The following is an 18,386-nucleotide window of genomic DNA, read 5'->3' as shown; positions in this document are numbered from 1 at the left end:
GTAAAAATCTATTTACTATCATTATGAGTTCAAAAACGTAGACAGTAAAGCTACCCAAGATTTAAGCGCTTACCATAGAACAAACAGCTTAATCTTAAAACAAACTTTAATAATTAACTTCCGTGCTTACCTATTCAATTAAAATATTCCCTTCTATTTCACATTGATACTGAGGATTTTGCGGTGAAGAAGGAACTTGGTGTAGTCGGGTAATTTCTTGACACACATAAATTTTTAAATCTTCAATATACATTTTCCCCTCTCCTCTTCGTGCAGCACCATTCAATCCTTTTAGTACACAATATGTAAATAAACCATGTCCCAAATTAGGGCATTCCCTTGACACTTCATCAATATCGCAAGAACAAAATGTAATCCATCCATTCCCTGTTGCAAGGATATCTTGTTTCATTTTGTTTGTCATTTTTTTTATGATAGTATTAGAATTTTTCAAACCTTTATTAAATCTTTCTCCACAATGGCATGCATCAAAAAAACGAATTTTTAACTTTGCCTTACACCTTTTAATGATATCATTCAATTCTTCAAGTATTATTGCATTTTTAGGCGTTCCATCAATATTAAAATCAGTATCTGTTACAACAAGATAACTATGCCCTAGCACTTCCGTCCCATGTCCAGAAAAAAAGAATAGAAGATTATCCTTATCAGTCAAATGATCGCACAAACATCTTATAGCACATATAATATCCCGATAATTAGCAGATCCTGTAAATTTTAGAATATTAGCATCAGGCACTTTCCATTTATCTTTTAAAAACAATGCTAATCCATCTGCATCTGCTGCTGCATAATCTAAGTTGTCTGCCCCCGGATAATTATATTCATCTATACCAATAATAATTGCTTTTAACGAATCGTTCAACCGCTTACAAGTAGCATTACTTTCATTATTACCTTTAAAATAAATAATTTTATTTATAGAATCTCTATAATATTTTTTATTTTCATATAAAACCTTAAGTAACTCTTCTTCCTTTTCGTTCTGGACAATACATCCAAAAAAAGCCTCTGATAATTGAATAGCATTCATTCCAAATCCATAATATTTTATCTTATCAATTCCAATTAACCTACCAATCGCAAAAATATCCTCTTGGGAATACATTTCCGAAAATAAATCAATTAATTTCTGTCTATCACTCAATACTAATTGTGCATCCAAATAACTTACCTCCATCGCCTGAATTATCCAGTTTTAAACGAACATATAATTCTTCATCTTTTTTTATTACTTCTGGAATATCTAATGTTGTTATGATATATTGAAACTTTTTATCATTTGCAGAATAGGTATTCTCCATCTCCTTAACATACTCTATTAAGCGGCAATATATCGATAAATCTAAATCGTGAAGTTTAGGCGAATCATGTATAAGTATCGGTGGTCTACATTCTGATACATCTTTATTATTTATTGTTAATTCTAAAAGTGCAACGTCAAATGCTAATAAAGAGGCATTTCTCATACCTGCTCCTTTATCCAATGTTCCATCTTTATATAATATCCTTGGTTCATAGGTTTTAAAGTTCACTTCGCCTATTCTTTGATCATTTGTTATAAATTTTACAATTTTCGAATAATACTTATTTAACTCAACAGCACGATTTTTCCCCATTTGTTTCAATTCATCCGAAATATCTTTAATTGCAGAATTCTGTTCACTTATTTTTTCTTCTAATTCATCTAGATATTCAAAGTTCCGCATATCTTTTGCCAGTAATTCTAAACTATGTTTAATTCTCTGATTTTCTTCATCCACTTTTTCATATTTTTCAGTTCTTTCAAACTTTAGATTTTCCTGCTTCTTTTGATACACAATCTGAGATTTTTGAGTTGATGTCAATTCTTTCTCAAACTGCTTTATATATGAGCTAACTCGTCTAATGGAATCCATTAATTCTTTCCGTTCCATCTGGATAATTTTTTTCCGAGCATTAGTTGCGTGAATTAACTGTTTCTTTTTACCTTGCTCTTTTAAATATTCACACCCATCGCCAGATGTTTCCAATTCTTGCATATAAAACGGACATTTATCATAGCTAATATTATCAAACAATTCTATTCCAATATTCATGGTATCAATTTTATAGTTTTCATTATCAATATCATTTACAGCTTTTTGGTACTCCCATTTTCTATTACGAAGAATATATAATTCCTCCTCATAATTCCTCAGTTTATTGTCTATCTTAATGAGTTCCCGTTTGCCGGCTTCTAACTCCATATCAATTTGAGTTTTAATATCTATTGCATTTTCCAATATTTCTTCATTTTTAAATAATTCTTTTTCAAGTTTTAATTTACGCTTTTTTAATCCGGAATATGTTTCATCTGATACATAGTCAAAGTATTTCTTTAATGTGTTTCTTTGATTCACTAATTTTGATTTTTCACTTTCAAGCTCAGCTTGTGATTCTTCCAACATCACTTTCTCTCTCGTTACTAAACCTAATAAAAACTCTAAGCGTTTCTTCTTAACCTTCGCGCTTTCTTCCTTAATACCAGAATCAAATTTTGTAAAACCGTAAAACTGATCTCTAATTAAATAACACATAATTGATCTATGTGTTATATATGTTTTGTTATTAATGATGATACTTTCTCCATAAATTTGATCTGTCAAAAATTTTATATAATCCGAATTGTTGTAATATGTAGACTCAATAACTTCCTCGTTAAGCAATCTATCAATAACCAATCCTTCATATACTCGATTTTCTTCTCCATCAGTTAACCTCCGACTTATGGTAAAGCAAGTATTTCCCAATATTAATTCAGCTAATAATTCTCTCTCAACAAAAACCCCCTCTGAAGCCAGAGGATTCGTAATATATTCCCTTTTTCCTAACAAATAGTCAATTAATTTTATAAATGTTGTCTTTCCAACACTATTTCTAAAATCAGCACCTTCAACTACTCCTAATTTGTTCTCTGCCCAAATAATATTTAAACCATTTTTAAAAAGCACATCGCATTTACCGAGTTGTGGTTTTATTATTAATCTAATCAAACATATATTACTCATATATATCCCCCTTCTCTATAAATAATGTGCCTTTGATACTTTTCATATCTCTTTTAGTAAATAGTTCATTAATTTTAGATGCTATGCAACGAATCTTTTCTGGCATTTCATTATTTACAAGTTTCTGACATTTTTCTGTGGAAGATACCATATTTTTATTATAATCCAGTTTTATCAGCCCTTTGCTATATAGAAAATTAAGTGTCTCCATTAGCCCACTAACTTGAACCTTTAATAGATATTTTGACATATCTGCTTGCAAGTTTGAATATTGAAATTCTTCAAATATATTTCTATTAATTGGAATATCAAGATATTTGCAAAGATTCAATAATACAGACGGATTCTTCATCAAAAATAATTTTAAATTTATCTCTTCCAATTTATATGTAGATGTTACATTAACTAGTAATGCAGCTATATATAATCCATTTAAATATACGTTATTATCTATATCAAAAAATCTATTTTCCATATTTCCACCTTAATCATTAAATATCAAACATTTTGAAATAGTATCAAAAATAATTCCATCTATATATTCCTCTATCTCATCATCTTTATCATATAAATTGTCTGGAATAAATCTGAGCAATGCTTTTCTCAATTCAGCAAATCTTTCATTCGCCGAACACTTATCTCTTGGAAATTTTTCACATATTATGTATAAATAAAATTTAGCTAGTTTTTGGATTAACTTACTATACTTTTCATAGTCCAAAGCATTTGCTTTTCGTCGTAGCACAACAATATCTGGTTTTAAAGTTATACCTTGTCTTATTACATCTTCACTTAATTTTGCTCTGTTCCGCATTTTATCCTCAAATTCAATTGGATCAAACAGATCACTTTCTGCAAAATCCTCTCCATCAATGTCACTTAAATTATCCAAGAAGCTATTCAACAATAACGAAAATTTTTCAGCTGATTTATTACTAATATTTATTTTGGAATCTATACCAATCCTTTCTCTGGCAATATAGTCATTCAGTTCTTTATTTTTCCCTAATTGGTATACTCTAATTACAAAATCATTAGCAAGTTTAGCAATTGTAATGCCATTGGCATAAAATCCACTAGGATCAATTCCCAACTTTCTACTTGCAGATAAGATATCAACTTCATTATACGATTCAATTAGTAACTGTATTACCTCTTCTTGTTCTCGTAACGCTTTTTCATCCACAATATTTCCTCCGAATACTAATTCAATAATGTAATTATATCATTAAATTAATATTGTCTCAACATATTACGACTTTATATCTGGTTATATCTGGTTATTATGAATGACATTAATTTGTGAATTTTTTTTACTCTACCAGTTATTTTCAGATCCTTTTATTAGAAAAAATAGTCGCTTATCAATTTTGCTAAATATTCAATCTTGCCCGCTGGCTGAACTCTAAAAACCTAATTGAAACATCAAAAAAGCTACGGCGTAACCGTAGATTATCATAACAAAACTCATCCAAATATAATTTGTCGTAAATTTTCTTTTCCTATCGCGAAACCCCTTGTATTTACTGGATTCCCAGACTTTGGATATCCTTTCGCCCACCGAAGAATTTCTTTATTCTATATAATTATGCAAGTAGTTATTTGAGGCAATCTTATCCCCGGGGGGGCCTGCTTAACTTACTGTTAAACCGTGCCGTGCTGAACATGCGCACACATTCCCGCTGCTTTTTCCAAATACAGTTTTGGCACCTTGTCTGTAAAATCTCCAATCATTGTAACATTACGTTTAATCTGCATCATACTTTCCAATATATTTAGTTTCTGTCCTGTAGACTCATCCTTTGATAAGAAAAAATCATCTTCGTTCAAACGTCTGTCCAAACATTTTTCATAAAAATGTATAGCAGAAGCTTTTGATCTTCAAGATTTTCCTGATATAAGACTGCCGATTTTGTCATAATCTGAATTGGTTTTCTTTTATCCATTGCTTTATCCTTTAATCACAAAGTTTTAGAAAAGGGAATGTCGATGCCGCAGCACCAAACATTCCCTTTTCATGGTTGATTTTTCCGTTGTCTGCCAACCTCCAGCACCTTCGTCTGGAAAATAACAGTTTTTTCCGTTGCCTGCCAACCTCCGACACCTGCGTTCGGAAAACATATCAGATTTTAGGTGTCAACCCACCGCTGATTCACAGCTTTTCTAATTACATTCTACAATACCCTTCCGCAGAATGCAATTACAATTTTATTTTATGCAGATACAGTGACATTCATTCGTTATTTTTCACAAACACTCCTTCAATACGTCCACTCAAACCAGTTATGATACTAAAATGCCGTATCATAATCCCAAGGCTGTCCTCCCGCAATGCATCCGCCGTCAACTCTGATTTCTGCACCGGTAATATATGCCGATGCATCTGATGCAAGCAGGATACAGATTCCCGTAATGTCTTCGGGGACGCCAGGCCTGTTCAGTGCAATTCTGTCCAGCAAATATTTTGAACGCCCGGGGTGCTCCCATGTCGGCACTGTCAGCGGAGTCTGAATATGGCCCGGACTGACGCAGTTTGCCCTGATATTGTATTTTGCCCATTCAACTGCCATTGACCTTGTCATAGACAGTACACCACATTTTGTTGCTCCATATACGGAACAGCCTCCTAAGATGCTGCCTGTATTATGTGAGCCTATATTAATAATACTGCCCTTTTTCTGTGTTTTCATATATGGCGCTACAGACTGTGTAACCAGAAAGACACCTTTTAAGTTAATATCCATAATGCGGTCATATGTCTCTTCTTCTACATCCATAAATCCTTCTCGCTTATTGATCCCGGCACAGTTGACTAAAATATCGATATGCTTATATTGACGGCCGATCCCGTCAATGCATTCTTCAATACAATCCTTATCGGTAACATCCAGCCTGTGGCATGAGGCCTCCCCGCCTGCCTCTGTTATTCTTTTCTGAACCTGTTCCAGCTGTTCCTGATTAATATCACATAGTGCCACGCGCGCTCCTGCAAGTGCCATCCCCTCTGCAATGGCACTTCCGATTCCTCCGGCAGCTCCTGTAAATACAACAACACTGCCCTCCAGTGAAAACATTTTCTGTAGGTTCTCTCCTATATTCATCATCTGGCTCACCTCTCAGACTCAACACAGACATCTGCGATTTTCTCATAATATTTTGCAATTGCACTGTGGTCTTCCTGTCCATGTCCGTCTGCATGAAGTTTCTGCAGCATTTCCATTACATTTGCCGTCAGAGGGAGCGGAACTCCTATCTCATGCCCCGTATCAAGGGCATTATTCAAATCCTTTATATGCAGGTCGATTTTAAAGCCCGGCTTAAAATTTCTCTCCATAATCATTGGTATTTTTGCATTCATAACAGTAGAACCTGCCAGGCCGCCCTTGATCGCGTTAAATACCTTGTCCGGATCAACGCCTGCCTTCGTACTCAGCATAAATGCCTCTGACACCGCTGCAATATTTAAAGCAACGATAATCTGGTTGGCAAGCTTTGTTGTATTTCCTGCACCTATTTCCCCGCAATAAACTGCACTCCCCCCCATTGCCATGAGAATATCATACACCTGTTTAAAAACTTCTTCTTTTCCGCCCACCATAATTGATAATGTCCCGTCTATCGCTTTGGGTTCACCACCGGATACGGGCGCATCCAGCATTTCTATTCCCTGTTTTTCACACGCTTCACTAATCTCCTTCGATACCTGCGGCGCGATAGAGCTCATATCAATTAAAATACTTCCCGCTGATGCCCCTTCCAGAACACCGTTTTTTCCCATAACCGCGGCCCGTACATGAGGTGAATTAGGTAAAACCGTAATAATCACCTTGCATTCCTCTGCCACCTCTCTGGCAGAATTGCGCTCTGACGCACCTTCTTCCACCATAACCTCAGTATTTTCTTTCACGATATCATACACAATAACTGTATGGCCTGCCTTCATCAGATTTCTGGCCATAGGCTTTCCCATAATACCTAATCCAATAAATCCTATTTTCACTTTGTTACCTCCTCGTCTGAATAACCATCTCATTCATATATTGACTCGACTGCCTTTATAACATGCTCTTTTGTCAATCCATAGTAAGTGAGCAGTTCCTGATAATTGTGTGCACTGCAGCCGAAGCTGTCTTCGATTCCCACATATTCGATTGGCTTGCATTCCTTCCTCAATACCTCTGACACTGCACTGCCTAATCCGCCCACAATACTGTGTTCCTCAGCCGTGACAACGCCTTTACAATCCTTTGCAAGCCGGATGACCGCCTCTTCATCCATAGGCTTTATTGTACTGATATTTACTACCTTTACAGAAATCCGCCCTTCCAGTTCTTCCGCCGCTTTCATTGACACCCCTGTCATATAGCCTGTAGCAAAAATAACAACATCACTGCCTGACCGTAATACAGCCGGCTCGCCTATCTTAAATTCACTTCCTTCGTCTGTAACATTCTCATAATCGTTGCGGTTTAATCTTATGTAACATGGACCTTCCAGTTCTGTCATTGCTTTCACTGCCGCCTTTGTTTCATTTGCGTCTGCCGGGGACAATACGGTCATATTCGGTATTGCACGCATAATTGCAATGTCTTCCACCGACTGGTGTGTTGCCCCGTCCCCAAAATCAGATAGTCCGGAAGAAGAACCGCAGATTTTAACATTCAATTTACCAATAGCTATTGTCTGCCGGATCTGGTCGTACGCCCTCCCTGCTGCAAACACTGCAAATGAATTTGTAAATGGTATTTTACCGGTCTGTGCCAGCCCGGCTGCAACCGAGGTCATATTGGCCTCTGCAATACCCATTTCATAATGTCTTTCCGGATATGCCGCCTCAAACATCTTCCCCATCGTAGAGCCTCCCAGATCAGCATCCAGTACAACAATGTCTTTATTCTCTCTTCCCAGTTCGACCAATGCCTCCCCGTAGGCAGTCCTTTGATTATTACAGTTCATATGCCCCTCCTTTATGCCAGTTCCGCTAATGCCTGCCTGTAAGTTTCCTCTGTCAGCATGCCATTATGGAAACCTACCACATTCTCTGCAAAACTGACTCCTTTTCCCTTTACCGTATCCGCAATTATAACTGTAGGTTTTCCTTTTTCCTGATCTGCCTGATCCAAAGCTGTCAGGATTTCCACCATGTCATGCCCGTTAATCTCGATTACATTCCAACCGAAACTTTTCCACTTATCTGGAACCGGATTCGAATTCATTCTGTCTCTCACAGCCCCGCTTGCCTGTAGATTATTTTTATCTACGATTGCGATCAGATTCCCTGTTTTGTAGTAACCTGCAGCCATCGCCGCTTCCCATATCTGCCCTTCTCCCAATTCTCCGTCCCCGATCAGAACATACACATTCCGGTCAATATGGTCGGCTTTCATTCCAAGTGCCATTCCGAGGCCAATGGACAGCCCCTGTCCAAGAGAACCTGTCCCGGCCTCGATACCGGGTGTTTTCCTGACGTCAGGATGCCCCTGCAGGTAAAAGCCTATTTCCTTTGTATGCCTGAGATCGCCGACAGGGAAGAAACCAGCTTCCGCCAATGCGGCGTACTGTAAAATCGCCACATGTCCCTTACTCAGTAAAAAACGGTCCCTGTCTTTCATTTCTGGATTCTTACAGTCATAGTGCATCTTGTAAAAATAAAGTGCGGCAACAATATCCGCAGAAGAATTAGATCCCCCTATATGCCCTGCGACTCCTACGCCGATGCTTACTACAACATTCCGCCTTAGAGTCTTTGCCTTTTCCTCAAGTCTGTTTATCAGTTCTTTACTATATTCCATCTCTGAGCCCCCTTTAGTATGATAGCTGCTGTAATACATATCTGTTTATTTTTAATCGAGTTCCTGGATATTTATTTCTCCCTCATATTCGGCACAAATAACCAGGTCCTTATCCAGTTTCGCCGTCTCCGGCAGTATCACTCTGAACCGGTATTCATCCCTTGCCGGTTCATAACTTTGATAAAATTCTAATTGTCTTTTATCCTCAAGCATGTATACGTCTGTCACTTTTGTTCTCAATCCCGTAACGAGTATCTCATAAGGAAATTCCGGATATTCAAAGACATGCAGAAACAGCTTTTTATTCTTGCCTGTTATTTTCCCCCAGCGTATCTCATACTGGAAGTCCAGTCTGGAATTACAGCCATAGATACTTTCTCCGTTTACCCTGATCCATTCGCCTGCTTCATCCAATACTTCGATACTCTTCTGGGGAATCCGGCCGCGTTCGTCCGGCCCGATATTCAGCAGAAGGTTTCCGCCCTTACCTGCTACATCAACAAGTTTATAGAGTACATCTTTTGCAGACTTCCAATTATGGTCTATACTCGAATACCCCCATGTATCGTTCAGGGTCATCGGCGTCTCCCATGCTCCCGGGAAAGAAAGAACAGGAATTTCATTATCAGACATCTGCCTGTAATCACCCAGTTTATATCCGATTCTCCCATTAATCAGGCAGTCCGGCTGCAGATCTTTTACAAATCTTTTCAACTCCTTACAGAGCTCCACAGGCATCACATAAGGCGTATCAAACCACATAATGCCTACTTCTCCATAATTAGTCAGCAGTTCCCTTACCTGCGGTTCGACTTTTCCGTAAAAATACTTTTCAAAGTCTTTTTCTTCATCCTTCTTATAATCCCAGTCATTTCCCCATCCATTTTCATCTTCCCAATCCTGCATCTGGGAATAATAAATGCCTAATACCATACCCTGCTTTTGACATTCATCTGCCAGTTCTTTTAAAGGATCTCTCCCAAACGGTGTATTCATAATGTTATAGTCTGATACTTTGGAATCATACATTGCAAATCCGTCATGGTGCTTGGCCGTAAAAACAAGGTACTTCATTCCCCATTCTTTTGCTTTCCGGACAATCTCTTCTGCATGAAAATCTACCGGATTAAACTGCTCCGCTAATCTGCGGTATTCTTTCTCGGGAATCCTTGCATTCCTCATGATCCACTCTGCCCCATATGGTACCTTCTCACCCTGATATATTCCCCCTAGTGCAGCATAAATGCCCCAATGGATGAACAAACCGTATTTTGCATCTTTAAACCAATTATCACTTCTCATTCAAGACTCCTTCCTCTTACCCCTTAATCGCCCCGGACATAACTCCGCTCTGAATTTGATTATGGAACAGTACATATATTATAACTACCGGAATAACAGATAAAATTATAAAAGCATACTGCGGGCCCATCTGTGCTGAGAATTCACCCCAGAACGACAGCATTGCCCGGGGAACCGTATATTTTGCCGGCTCTGAAATCAATGTCAGGGAAAATACAAGTTCTCCATATGCATAAATAAATGAAAAAATTGCCTCTGTTGCTATGATTGGTTTGCAAATAGGCAGCAGAATTGACCTGAGCAGCCTAAAGTCACTGCATCCATCTATAATTGCCGCCTCATCTATTTCCCTGCTCACCGAATCCAGAAAACCTGTAAACAAAAAGATTCCCTGTGCGAGGTTAAAGCAGACATAAACCAGAACAAGGTATCCGAAGTTATTCTTCAGACCCCAGTCTGCGGCCATTGAGGAAATAGGGATTAAAGTAGAATGTATCGGAACCATAACCCCGATCACAAACAACATATACGCGTGGCGGGCAAAAAACACATGACGCTTTCTTGAAATTGCGTATGCGGCCATCATCGCGACAATTATTTCTATTATAGTCGTCGATATCGCGACAAGAAGTGAATTCCCGATGGAACGAAATGAGTGCCCCAGTTCATTTGCTACTGCGTAATTTTCTATTTTCCACTGTATGGGAAGATTTAATGCGCTTCTATACATCTCGTCATTCGTCTTAAATGATGAAATAAATACATACAGCAGTGGGATTATTGTTGCAAGAAGCCAGATTACAGCAACCACATATAACATTATTTTCTTCCATTTTCTGCTTTTCACACCGTCCCCCCCTTTCAATACTCTTCCTGTCTGAAGATTCTGTTACAGCAAATACTTAATGCAACGCCCAATATTAATAAAATAATCGCAATCGCCGCACTCCTGCCCATTAGTTTAAATGAATACGCATTCAAATAAAGTAAAATTCCCGGAGTGGAACTGGTCGCATTCGGTCCGCCGCCTGTCATTGCCCAAATCATATCGAACTGCTTGATACAGCCTGTAATACACAGGATAGAATATACCTTAAAGGAATTCTTACTTAATGGAAGGGTAATGTAACGGATTCTCTGCCAAGTAGTGCATCCATCTATTACCGCCGCCTCATTGAGTGCATCCGGGATGGTAACCAGACCTGCACAGAAAATCAGCATGTTAAATGCGGCAGACTTCCAGCAGTTCACCAAAGCGACTATCCAGACATTCAGACCGGGCGTATTCAGCCAGTCAAAAGCAAGAGAATTTAATCCGAGGCTTTTCAGAATCTCTATGATGGCTCCATAATTAGGATTTATCAGATTCTTCCACATAACTGCCACGATTGTTGTTCCCAGTATAACCGGCAGGTAATAAACAGTTCTGAAAACCTTTGTCCCTCTTATTTTAGCTGTTACCAGAATTGCCAGCGCATACGATAAGGGCATCTGTATCAGAAACCCAACGAACAGAAAGATACCCGCATTTGTCAGAGAGCGCCAAAATGATTTGTCTGAAAGGATTACCTGATAATTTTCCATACCTACAAACGTCCTTTTCGCACTAAAAATCCCATTCCAAGAATGAAAAGATAAAATCACATTGCTGATAATCGGATAAATAACAAATACAATCAATAATAAAACCGCCGGAAGCAAGAATATGGCTGCAATCCAATAATCCTTCTTTTTCATGCCTTTTCCTCCTTTGAGGGGCCCACGCACCGCCTTAATACCAGACAAACTGCACGGGCCCTTTATCTGCTTACTCGTAGTTTGCTAAGTTATCCATAATCTCTTTACTGACGTCTTCCGCCGATGAACCACTTCCCAACAGTTGGAGTGCATTTCTTACAACGGTCAGTTCCGCAGTATTTGTACTTGCCTGTGCCAATTCAGCAACATAAGCTTCCGTCTGGGACATCAGTTCATTACATTCATCAAACATATAATTGTCAATGATTCCTTCTGAAGGAATAACTGAATATGTATTAGCATATTCCTTGACCAGCTCGTCCACAAATCCCTGGCTTGTAAGCCACTTTACTACTTTCAGGGATGCCTTAATCTGATTGACAGATTTATTCATCGTGCAGACAAAGTAATTCTGGGATGCTCCACCCATATTATCTTTCTCATATTTGGCATCGAAATATGGAATCTTCGCTGCATGAATCGTCTGGTTTTTAAAGCATTCTGAATCAGAGAGCAGCGCACCGCCTCTGGATAAATCTATCATAAACGCACAATCCCCTGCCCCAAAATAGGAACGCTCTGCATTTACATCAACGCTTAATACATTCTCTCCGAAATACCCTTTGTCCTGCATATCCTTAATCTCTTGAATTAACTTCACGATTTCCGGGCTTTCGTAAGTATATTTCCTGTCAGCTAACTGATTCTCAAAATCCGGTCCATATGATTTTACAGCCATAGCACTCAGAAGATGCCCATAACGGTAGTTATCAGCTTCACCAACTAAAAATGGCTGATATCCATTTTCTTTCAGAACCTCGCAGCAATGCTCCAGTTCTTCCCAGCTCTTGGGAACTTCCAGATTGCATTTGCTTAAATACTCTTCGTTATAGTATAAAAGCAGTTCAAACGCTGACCACGGAGCACCGTATATCCCCTCATGCCCATACCTCTCATAATCCACCATGTTCCAGTTTGCTTTAACAATACCATTGTACCAATCCTGATCTGCATCAAAGTAAGGTTCCAGATTTAATACAATATCAGACTCTACGTAATCCAGACAGTTTGTACCCCCATACTGCATAAAAATATCAGGCGCATCTCCTGATGCAATGTCTGTAGACAATCTGTCAAGATAGTCTGTTTCTTTCATAATGAAGACCGGTTCAATTGTAATGCCGTTATCTTCTTCATTCCATTCATTTATTTTCCTGATGAAATACTCACTTTCTGCATCTCCCCCATCAGCGTTGATACGATGATATAACTTTACAGTCGTCTCTTCGACTTCCATCGCATCAATATCATATCCGGCATCTGCCAGTTCCCCCTGCTCCTTTTCTTCCGTCTGCCCTTTTTTTCCGCATGCACATAATCCAAATACCATACAAATAACCATTAAACAAGATAAGATACGTTTCATTTTAATATTCATTCCTTTTCTCCTCCTTTTGAACTTTTACTGTATCCCTACATGTTTCCAGATTTACAATAATCCCTCCCATCTTCTGTGAGCCCAATTTGATGTCTGCCTAATTCCAATATTTCGATCTGGAGCTTACATCTGTGGCTCAATTGTTGTTAGTTGTTACCTGTATTACAGCTATGGGTAAAATATAACATACATTTACGTTTTTTTCAATATATTTCTCAAACGAAAGATTTTTTTGTGCAATATATATAAATCATTGTGTGTCGTTATCACTTCCGCTTTCATTTAAAATACTCTAAATTCTTTTCAATATGCTCTTTCATCATCTCGGCAGCCTTTTCTTCATCGCGGCTCTCAATTGCCTTTATAATCTGTTCATGGTAGTAAAGACCATTCTCATACCCCATCTTATCAATTACAGCATCCATCGACTGCTCTAAAACATCCTGCAGAATACTGTTTGTTTTTATAAAAAGTGCATTTCTTGTAATCTGGGCGATCTTTAAGTGAAACTCCAGATCTGCTTTACTGAAATTATTACTATCGGATTTATCTCTGTATTTGGTCATTTTCACCAAAATGTTCTTTAATTCTTCAATGTCCCCTTCTGTTGCCCGCTTTACCGCCAGACGTGTACAGCCCGTTTCTATAATCTGTCTGAATTCAAAAACCTGTGTTGCCGTCTGTTCGCCTAAATACATAACTGGAATCAAAGCATTCATGCTGTCCCCGACATTAATGTCTCTTACATAAGAGCCGTCTCCGAGCCTCGTTTCTATCAACCCCAATGCATTTAATTTCTGCAGGGCCTGCCGGACCGTGATCCTGCTCACATCAAATAAATCTGCTAAATCATTCTCGGATGGAATCTTACTGCCCGGCCCCCATTCCCCATCTATCAGCATCTTCTTTAACTGAAAAAATACCTGTTCACCAACATTGACCTTCTTAATAGGCTTAATTCCCATGACAATACCTCCTGGTTAATAATATCTGATTCCCTTTCCTTCATAGATAAGCAGTGTCGTATCTTCTTATACTGCTTATTCTCGAAAGGTGTTTCTTGTATGCTGTAATACAGCTAACCATATTATTAAATATTTATTATCAATTGTCAATCACAGATCACTCAAATACTCCAAAATCTGCCATATTATTATTACATTATCATCCTTAAGAAATTTTTAAGTTATTCCCACCCCTCTTCTTTAGAAAACAGGCGTATGATTCAGGCTGAGGAGGAAATATTATGAAAAAATACCTGTTTTTGTCCGCCGCAATACTTACTGTATTCTCACTGACCGCCTGCCGGGACTCCAACTTCAGCGGAAGCCGAATCGGGGATGACAGCCATCTGCTCATGGAATACCGTATCTTTAACGGTACAGATTCTCAGTTACTTGAACTGGAAAAAGGGGATGTCATCGATGCAGAACTTGTAATCGACAGTGGACAGTTATCCGTAAAAATCCAGAAGGATAAGGATGATCCGGTCTATGAAACGAATAATATTGTCTCTTCCGATACCTTTCAGGTCCCGATTGAAGAAAGTGGGTCATACAAGGTCACAGTAACCGGAGAGAAGGCAAAAGGCAGTGTGAAATTTGAGCAAAATTCCGGGACAGAGGCTTTACTTAATTCTTATTATGAAGCACAGGATTCACATGCGTTTAAGATGTTTAATAAATCCATTTTTAAACACCTTGCCAGCGGATGGACCGCCAAACTCGGTGATATCGAAAATCCAAAGTGGAATTACGATACCTTTGCCAAATATACTATTTTAGATAAGGACATGAATCCTGATATGGAGAAAGATTCCTTATACATCTGTACATTTTCAGCTGAGAACCAGAAATGCGGCTATGCCGTCATATCATACGACGGCGACAGCCTGTCACTGGTACGTGCAGTAGAAACACCATATTTATTTGATATGCACAAGAATATCGAAGGTATAAAAAAAGAGCTTAATTACAGCAAAGTCCATTCGGCATCCAAAGCCTCAAGGGTGCAGATTATGAATGGGGAGGAGCCAATAGAAGGAATTTATATCAGTGATAATGAGGGGAATCATTATCTGTATAACTTTAACTAACGAAGTCAGGCAGTCTCTTTGCAGTATTCTTTTATCAGTTGAAACAATCTGTCCCCTGAACACACCGGTACTATCGCAGTAGAGCCTGCCAGATTGGCCTCCCCGTAAATATCCTCTCCCTGAGTCAGGACGAGTGCCGGTATGACATCATAGGAAGGCCCGAACAGGACTTCCAGATACTCACAGTATTTTGCTGCCTGACTGATGTCTTCCTCAAGCGCCTCATCCTTCATCTTGAATTCCAGTGAAAACACCTTCTCTTTGGTAATCAGTATCACATCCGCATAAATCCTTATGTATCTGGCCCGCTTAATCCTGAGTTCAAATAAGATTTCCCACTTCTCCCATTTTGAAGTACCGACTCCATGCATCATCAAATCTCCGAACAGGTTCTGCATAGTATTGTAGGTATCTTCGAAAGAATGGAAGAGCCCCCTCGTATCATTCAGGTTCCGTCCAATCTGGGTACACCCCCGCTTTAGGTGCTGAAGAAATTCCTCGTAATCCGTATCCAGAAGTTCACGGACCCAGCTGTAATAACCGCTGAACTCCTCCAGACCGTAATGCGGCACACACTGCCGTATCATGCCGTGCCATCTGTAGTCTTTATCCTGATAACAAAGTTCTTTCATATAGGGGGAGTTATAAAGGTAATGGTTGATTACCTTTCTCGGCTGCCCTGTGTATCTACCGATATCCTTTGCTTTAATACCCTCGTGGCTGCAGATCAGGTAATATATTTTCGTTTCGATTGCATCCATCATCATTCCCTCCATGAAAGTTTAAACATCTGAATCAGCTCCCCGAGTGCTCCTGTTATGTATTTCTTTTTATGGTAAATTAAAGTAAAGCTTCTTTCAAATGCATCTGGATAAAACGGCAGTATCACAATCCTGCCATTTTTCACATCCTCCTCAACAAGTTTCTCCGACATCACTGAAATCCCGGGATTTACTTCCACCGCCCGTATCAGTGCCTGGTTACTGACACTTTCCCATGAGATTTTGGGCTTGATCTGGTGTGCCTTTAATAAACCATCCGTGATCTCCCTGCCCGCACTTCCCGGTTCCCTCAAAAATAACGGATAGGCGCAGATCACCTCTAGTGTCAGCATCTTCCTGCCCGCCAGCGGATGGTCTTTCCCGCATATGAAGTAAAGCCGGTCATTCATAAACGGAACCGCCTCAAGCTGGTCATGTTTGACTTTGTCTTCCACCAGTCCCAGATCCAGATCGTTTTTCAGAACCGCCTGTACAATCTGCTGTGAATTCTGTATTCTTACTGTCACTTCACACGCCGGATATTTGTTGCGGAATGCGGCAACGGTCTGCGGCACAAGGTAATTGCCGATCGTGATACTCGATCCTAATGAAATCCCGACCGGAATATCCGGGGCTATCATACAATTCTCCATCTCATCAAACAGATCCAGTATATGGGAGGCATAGGTATAAAACGCTTCTCCTTTTTCCGTTATAAACAGTCTCCTGTTGATTCTGTCGAACAGCTTTATATGGTATGCCTCCTCCAGTTCTTTTATGGCAAGGCTGACGCTTGGCTGTGCAAGGTGCAGTTTCCCGGAGGCCTTTGTAATACTCATTTCCTGATAGACAGCAGCAAAGATTCTTAAATGTCTCAATGTCATAGTAATGCCTCATATTTTTCATAATATTTTCATTATACATATCTATATAATAATACTATTTGCCTTATATATCAATGCACGATATACTGTTAGTAACAGAGGGAGGATTTCCATTTATGAAAGAAACAACAGTAAAAGAAAGAAAACCAGAGAACCAAAAACATATTTTAACCACACTTTTTTTTGCAACCCTATATTTAAGTACCTTCACATTCGGTGGGGGCTATGTCATCGTCACTCTGCTGAAGGATAAATTCGTAGACCACTACCACTGGATTGATGGGGAGGAAATGCTGGACCTTGTCGCAATTGCACAGTCCTCCCCCGGAGCCATCGCCGTGAACGGCGCTATCGTCATCGGCTATAAGCTCTGTAAAATCCCCGGAGTTCTTGTGTCCGTGCTGGGTGCTGTTATTCCCCCTATGGTCATCCTTTCGCTTGTCTCCGTCTTCTATGATGCGTTCCGGACAAATCCGTATATTGCAGCCCTGTTAGGCGGCATGAAAGCAGGTGTCGGGGCCGTCATCGCCTCCGTCGTTTACGATATGGGCGCAAATGTCGTTAAAACAAAAGACTGGATCAATATCGTGATCATGCTGGTCAGTTTCTGTGCAAGCTATTTCTTTGGTATGAATGTGGTTCTTATCATCATCGCCGTTGCTGTATTCGGACTTCTGCGCACCGTTTTTGAGGAAAGGAGGAGGACAAAAGGATGATATATCTCAAACTATTTTTCAGTTTCCTGCAGATTGGCTGTTTCAGTTTCGGAGGCGGATATGCGGCCATGCCTCTTATTCAGGAGCAGGTTGTCACCCTCAACCACTGGCTTTCCATGAACGCGTTCACAGATCTGGTCACAATTGCAGAGATGACCCCCGGCCCGATTGCCGTGAATGCCGCAACTTTCGTAGGTACACAGATTGCCGGGGCGCCGGGTGCCGTCGCAGCGACACTCGGATGCATCCTCCCGTCCTGTATTTTTGTCACACTCCTCGCCTTTATCTATACCAAATACAGGAATCTTTCCCTCCTTCAGGGGACACTTGCCTCGCTGCGGCCCGCAGTGGTAGCCATGATTGCCAAAGCCGGACTTACCATCATAATCTCCGCATTTTTTGTAAACGGCCTGATCTCCTTTACCCGGGAAAATGTTTCTGTCCGTATGGTCCTGTATTTTATCCTTGCAGTCGTGCTGCTGCGTAAGATAAAATTAAATCCAATTCTGGTCATGGTACTTTGTGGTTTACTCGAAGTATCTTACTATACCGTCACTCATGTCATACACATCTGAATCTGAATATATCGGTTCGGTGAAGTTATCTTAAAT

General features: G+C 39.5%; 19 protein-coding genes. 3 read left to right on the top strand and 16 right to left on the bottom strand.

Features of this window, described 5'->3' with window-relative positions:
• Window positions 1–130: 130 nt before the first annotated feature.
• The 14 genes from ABIN22_RS21310 to ABIN22_RS21245 all read right to left on the bottom strand — a co-directional run bounded on the left by ABIN22_RS21310 (window position 131) and on the right by ABIN22_RS21245 (window position 14,284).
• Entirely contained in the window at window positions 131–1,186 is a 1,056-nt protein-coding gene (locus tag ABIN22_RS21310) for a caspase family protein (protein WP_346911083.1), read from the bottom strand.
• The gene (locus ABIN22_RS21305; protein WP_346911081.1) at window positions 1,161–3,050 is read right to left on the bottom strand and encodes a DUF2326 domain-containing protein; all 1,890 of its coding nucleotides are present in this window, start codon (window positions 3,048–3,050) and stop codon (window positions 1,161–1,163) included. The genes ABIN22_RS21310 and ABIN22_RS21305 overlap by 26 nt, the downstream gene beginning before the upstream one ends.
• Window positions 3,043–3,525: a hypothetical protein gene (locus ABIN22_RS21300; protein WP_346911079.1), complete on the bottom strand. Its 483-nt coding sequence runs from the start codon at window positions 3,523–3,525 to the stop codon at window positions 3,043–3,045. Before ABIN22_RS21300 ends, ABIN22_RS21305 begins: the two co-directional genes overlap by 8 nt.
• Window positions 3,526–3,534: 9 nt before the next feature.
• Window positions 3,535–4,236: a hypothetical protein gene (locus ABIN22_RS21295; protein ID WP_346911077.1), complete on the bottom strand. Its 702-nt coding sequence runs from the start codon at window positions 4,234–4,236 to the stop codon at window positions 3,535–3,537.
• Between the two features lie 458 nt (window positions 4,237–4,694).
• Complete coding sequence (locus tag ABIN22_RS21290; RefSeq protein WP_346911075.1) at window positions 4,695–4,892, bottom strand: hypothetical protein; 198 nt, start codon at window positions 4,890–4,892, stop codon at window positions 4,695–4,697.
• Window positions 4,893–5,341: 449 nt separating this feature from the next.
• On the bottom strand, window positions 5,342–6,154 hold the full coding sequence (locus ABIN22_RS21285; protein WP_346911074.1) for an SDR family NAD(P)-dependent oxidoreductase: 813 nt from the start codon (window positions 6,152–6,154) through the stop codon (window positions 5,342–5,344).
• Between the two features lie 5 nt (window positions 6,155–6,159).
• Window positions 6,160–7,050: a 2-hydroxy-3-oxopropionate reductase gene (gene garR, locus ABIN22_RS21280; RefSeq protein ID WP_109731324.1), complete on the bottom strand. Its 891-nt coding sequence runs from the start codon at window positions 7,048–7,050 to the stop codon at window positions 6,160–6,162.
• A 29-nt stretch (window positions 7,051–7,079) separates the two neighbouring features.
• Window positions 7,080–8,006 (bottom strand): transketolase family protein, encoded by a 927-nt coding sequence (locus ABIN22_RS21275; protein WP_346911073.1) that lies wholly within the window; start codon window positions 8,004–8,006, stop codon window positions 7,080–7,082.
• An 11-nt stretch (window positions 8,007–8,017) separates the two neighbouring features.
• Window positions 8,018–8,842 (bottom strand): transketolase, encoded by an 825-nt coding sequence (locus tag ABIN22_RS21270; RefSeq protein WP_346911071.1) that lies wholly within the window; start codon window positions 8,840–8,842, stop codon window positions 8,018–8,020.
• 51 nt (window positions 8,843–8,893) lie between these two features.
• Window positions 8,894–10,144, bottom strand: coding sequence for an alpha-L-fucosidase (locus tag ABIN22_RS21265; protein WP_346911069.1), 1,251 nt, complete (start codon window positions 10,142–10,144; stop codon window positions 8,894–8,896).
• A gap of 16 nt (window positions 10,145–10,160) precedes the next feature.
• A complete protein-coding gene (locus ABIN22_RS21260; protein ID WP_242996047.1) occupies window positions 10,161–10,991 on the bottom strand; it encodes a carbohydrate ABC transporter permease in 831 nt (276 codons plus the stop codon).
• Window positions 10,992–11,005: 14 nt separating this feature from the next.
• On the bottom strand, window positions 11,006–11,881 hold the full coding sequence (locus ABIN22_RS21255; protein ID WP_346911067.1) for a carbohydrate ABC transporter permease: 876 nt from the start codon (window positions 11,879–11,881) through the stop codon (window positions 11,006–11,008).
• A 70-nt stretch (window positions 11,882–11,951) separates the two neighbouring features.
• Window positions 11,952–13,319: an ABC transporter substrate-binding protein gene (locus ABIN22_RS21250; protein WP_346911065.1), complete on the bottom strand. Its 1,368-nt coding sequence runs from the start codon at window positions 13,317–13,319 to the stop codon at window positions 11,952–11,954.
• A 278-nt stretch (window positions 13,320–13,597) separates the two neighbouring features.
• Window positions 13,598–14,284: a FadR/GntR family transcriptional regulator gene (locus ABIN22_RS21245; protein ID WP_109731330.1), complete on the bottom strand. Its 687-nt coding sequence runs from the start codon at window positions 14,282–14,284 to the stop codon at window positions 13,598–13,600.
• Between the two features lie 281 nt (window positions 14,285–14,565).
• Here ABIN22_RS21245 and ABIN22_RS21240 point away from each other — a divergent pair, with 281 nt between their 5' ends.
• Window positions 14,566–15,414 carry a hypothetical protein gene (locus ABIN22_RS21240; RefSeq protein WP_346911063.1) on the top strand — a complete coding sequence of 283 codons (849 nt, stop codon included), beginning with the start codon at window positions 14,566–14,568 and terminating at the stop codon, window positions 15,412–15,414.
• 5 nt (window positions 15,415–15,419) lie between these two features.
• On the opposite strand, the gene ABIN22_RS21235 is transcribed toward ABIN22_RS21240, so the two are convergent.
• Both ABIN22_RS21235 and ABIN22_RS21230 read right to left on the bottom strand, forming a co-directional pair.
• Window positions 15,420–16,175 carry a helix-turn-helix domain containing protein gene (locus tag ABIN22_RS21235; RefSeq protein ID WP_346911061.1) on the bottom strand — a complete coding sequence of 252 codons (756 nt, stop codon included), beginning with the start codon at window positions 16,173–16,175 and terminating at the stop codon, window positions 15,420–15,422.
• A gap of 2 nt (window positions 16,176–16,177) precedes the next feature.
• Complete coding sequence (locus ABIN22_RS21230; protein ID WP_346911059.1) at window positions 16,178–17,059, bottom strand: LysR family transcriptional regulator; 882 nt, start codon at window positions 17,057–17,059, stop codon at window positions 16,178–16,180.
• A gap of 116 nt (window positions 17,060–17,175) precedes the next feature.
• Here ABIN22_RS21230 and ABIN22_RS21225 point away from each other — a divergent pair, with 116 nt between their 5' ends.
• Together ABIN22_RS21225 and ABIN22_RS21220 are read left to right on the top strand one after the other, a co-directional pair.
• On the top strand, window positions 17,176–17,775 hold the full coding sequence (locus tag ABIN22_RS21225; RefSeq protein WP_346911057.1) for a chromate transporter: 600 nt from the start codon (window positions 17,176–17,178) through the stop codon (window positions 17,773–17,775).
• A complete protein-coding gene (locus ABIN22_RS21220) occupies window positions 17,772–18,350 on the top strand; it encodes a chromate transporter (protein ID WP_346911055.1) in 579 nt (192 codons plus the stop codon). The genes ABIN22_RS21225 and ABIN22_RS21220 overlap by 4 nt, the downstream gene beginning before the upstream one ends.
• Window positions 18,351–18,386: the final 36 nt, after the last annotated feature.

This window comes from Faecalicatena orotica (genome assembly GCF_905197545.1).
Lineage (GTDB): Bacteria > Bacillota > Clostridia > Lachnospirales > Lachnospiraceae > Faecalicatena_A > Faecalicatena_A orotica.
This window is presented reverse-complemented; position numbering and strand designations above follow the sequence as displayed.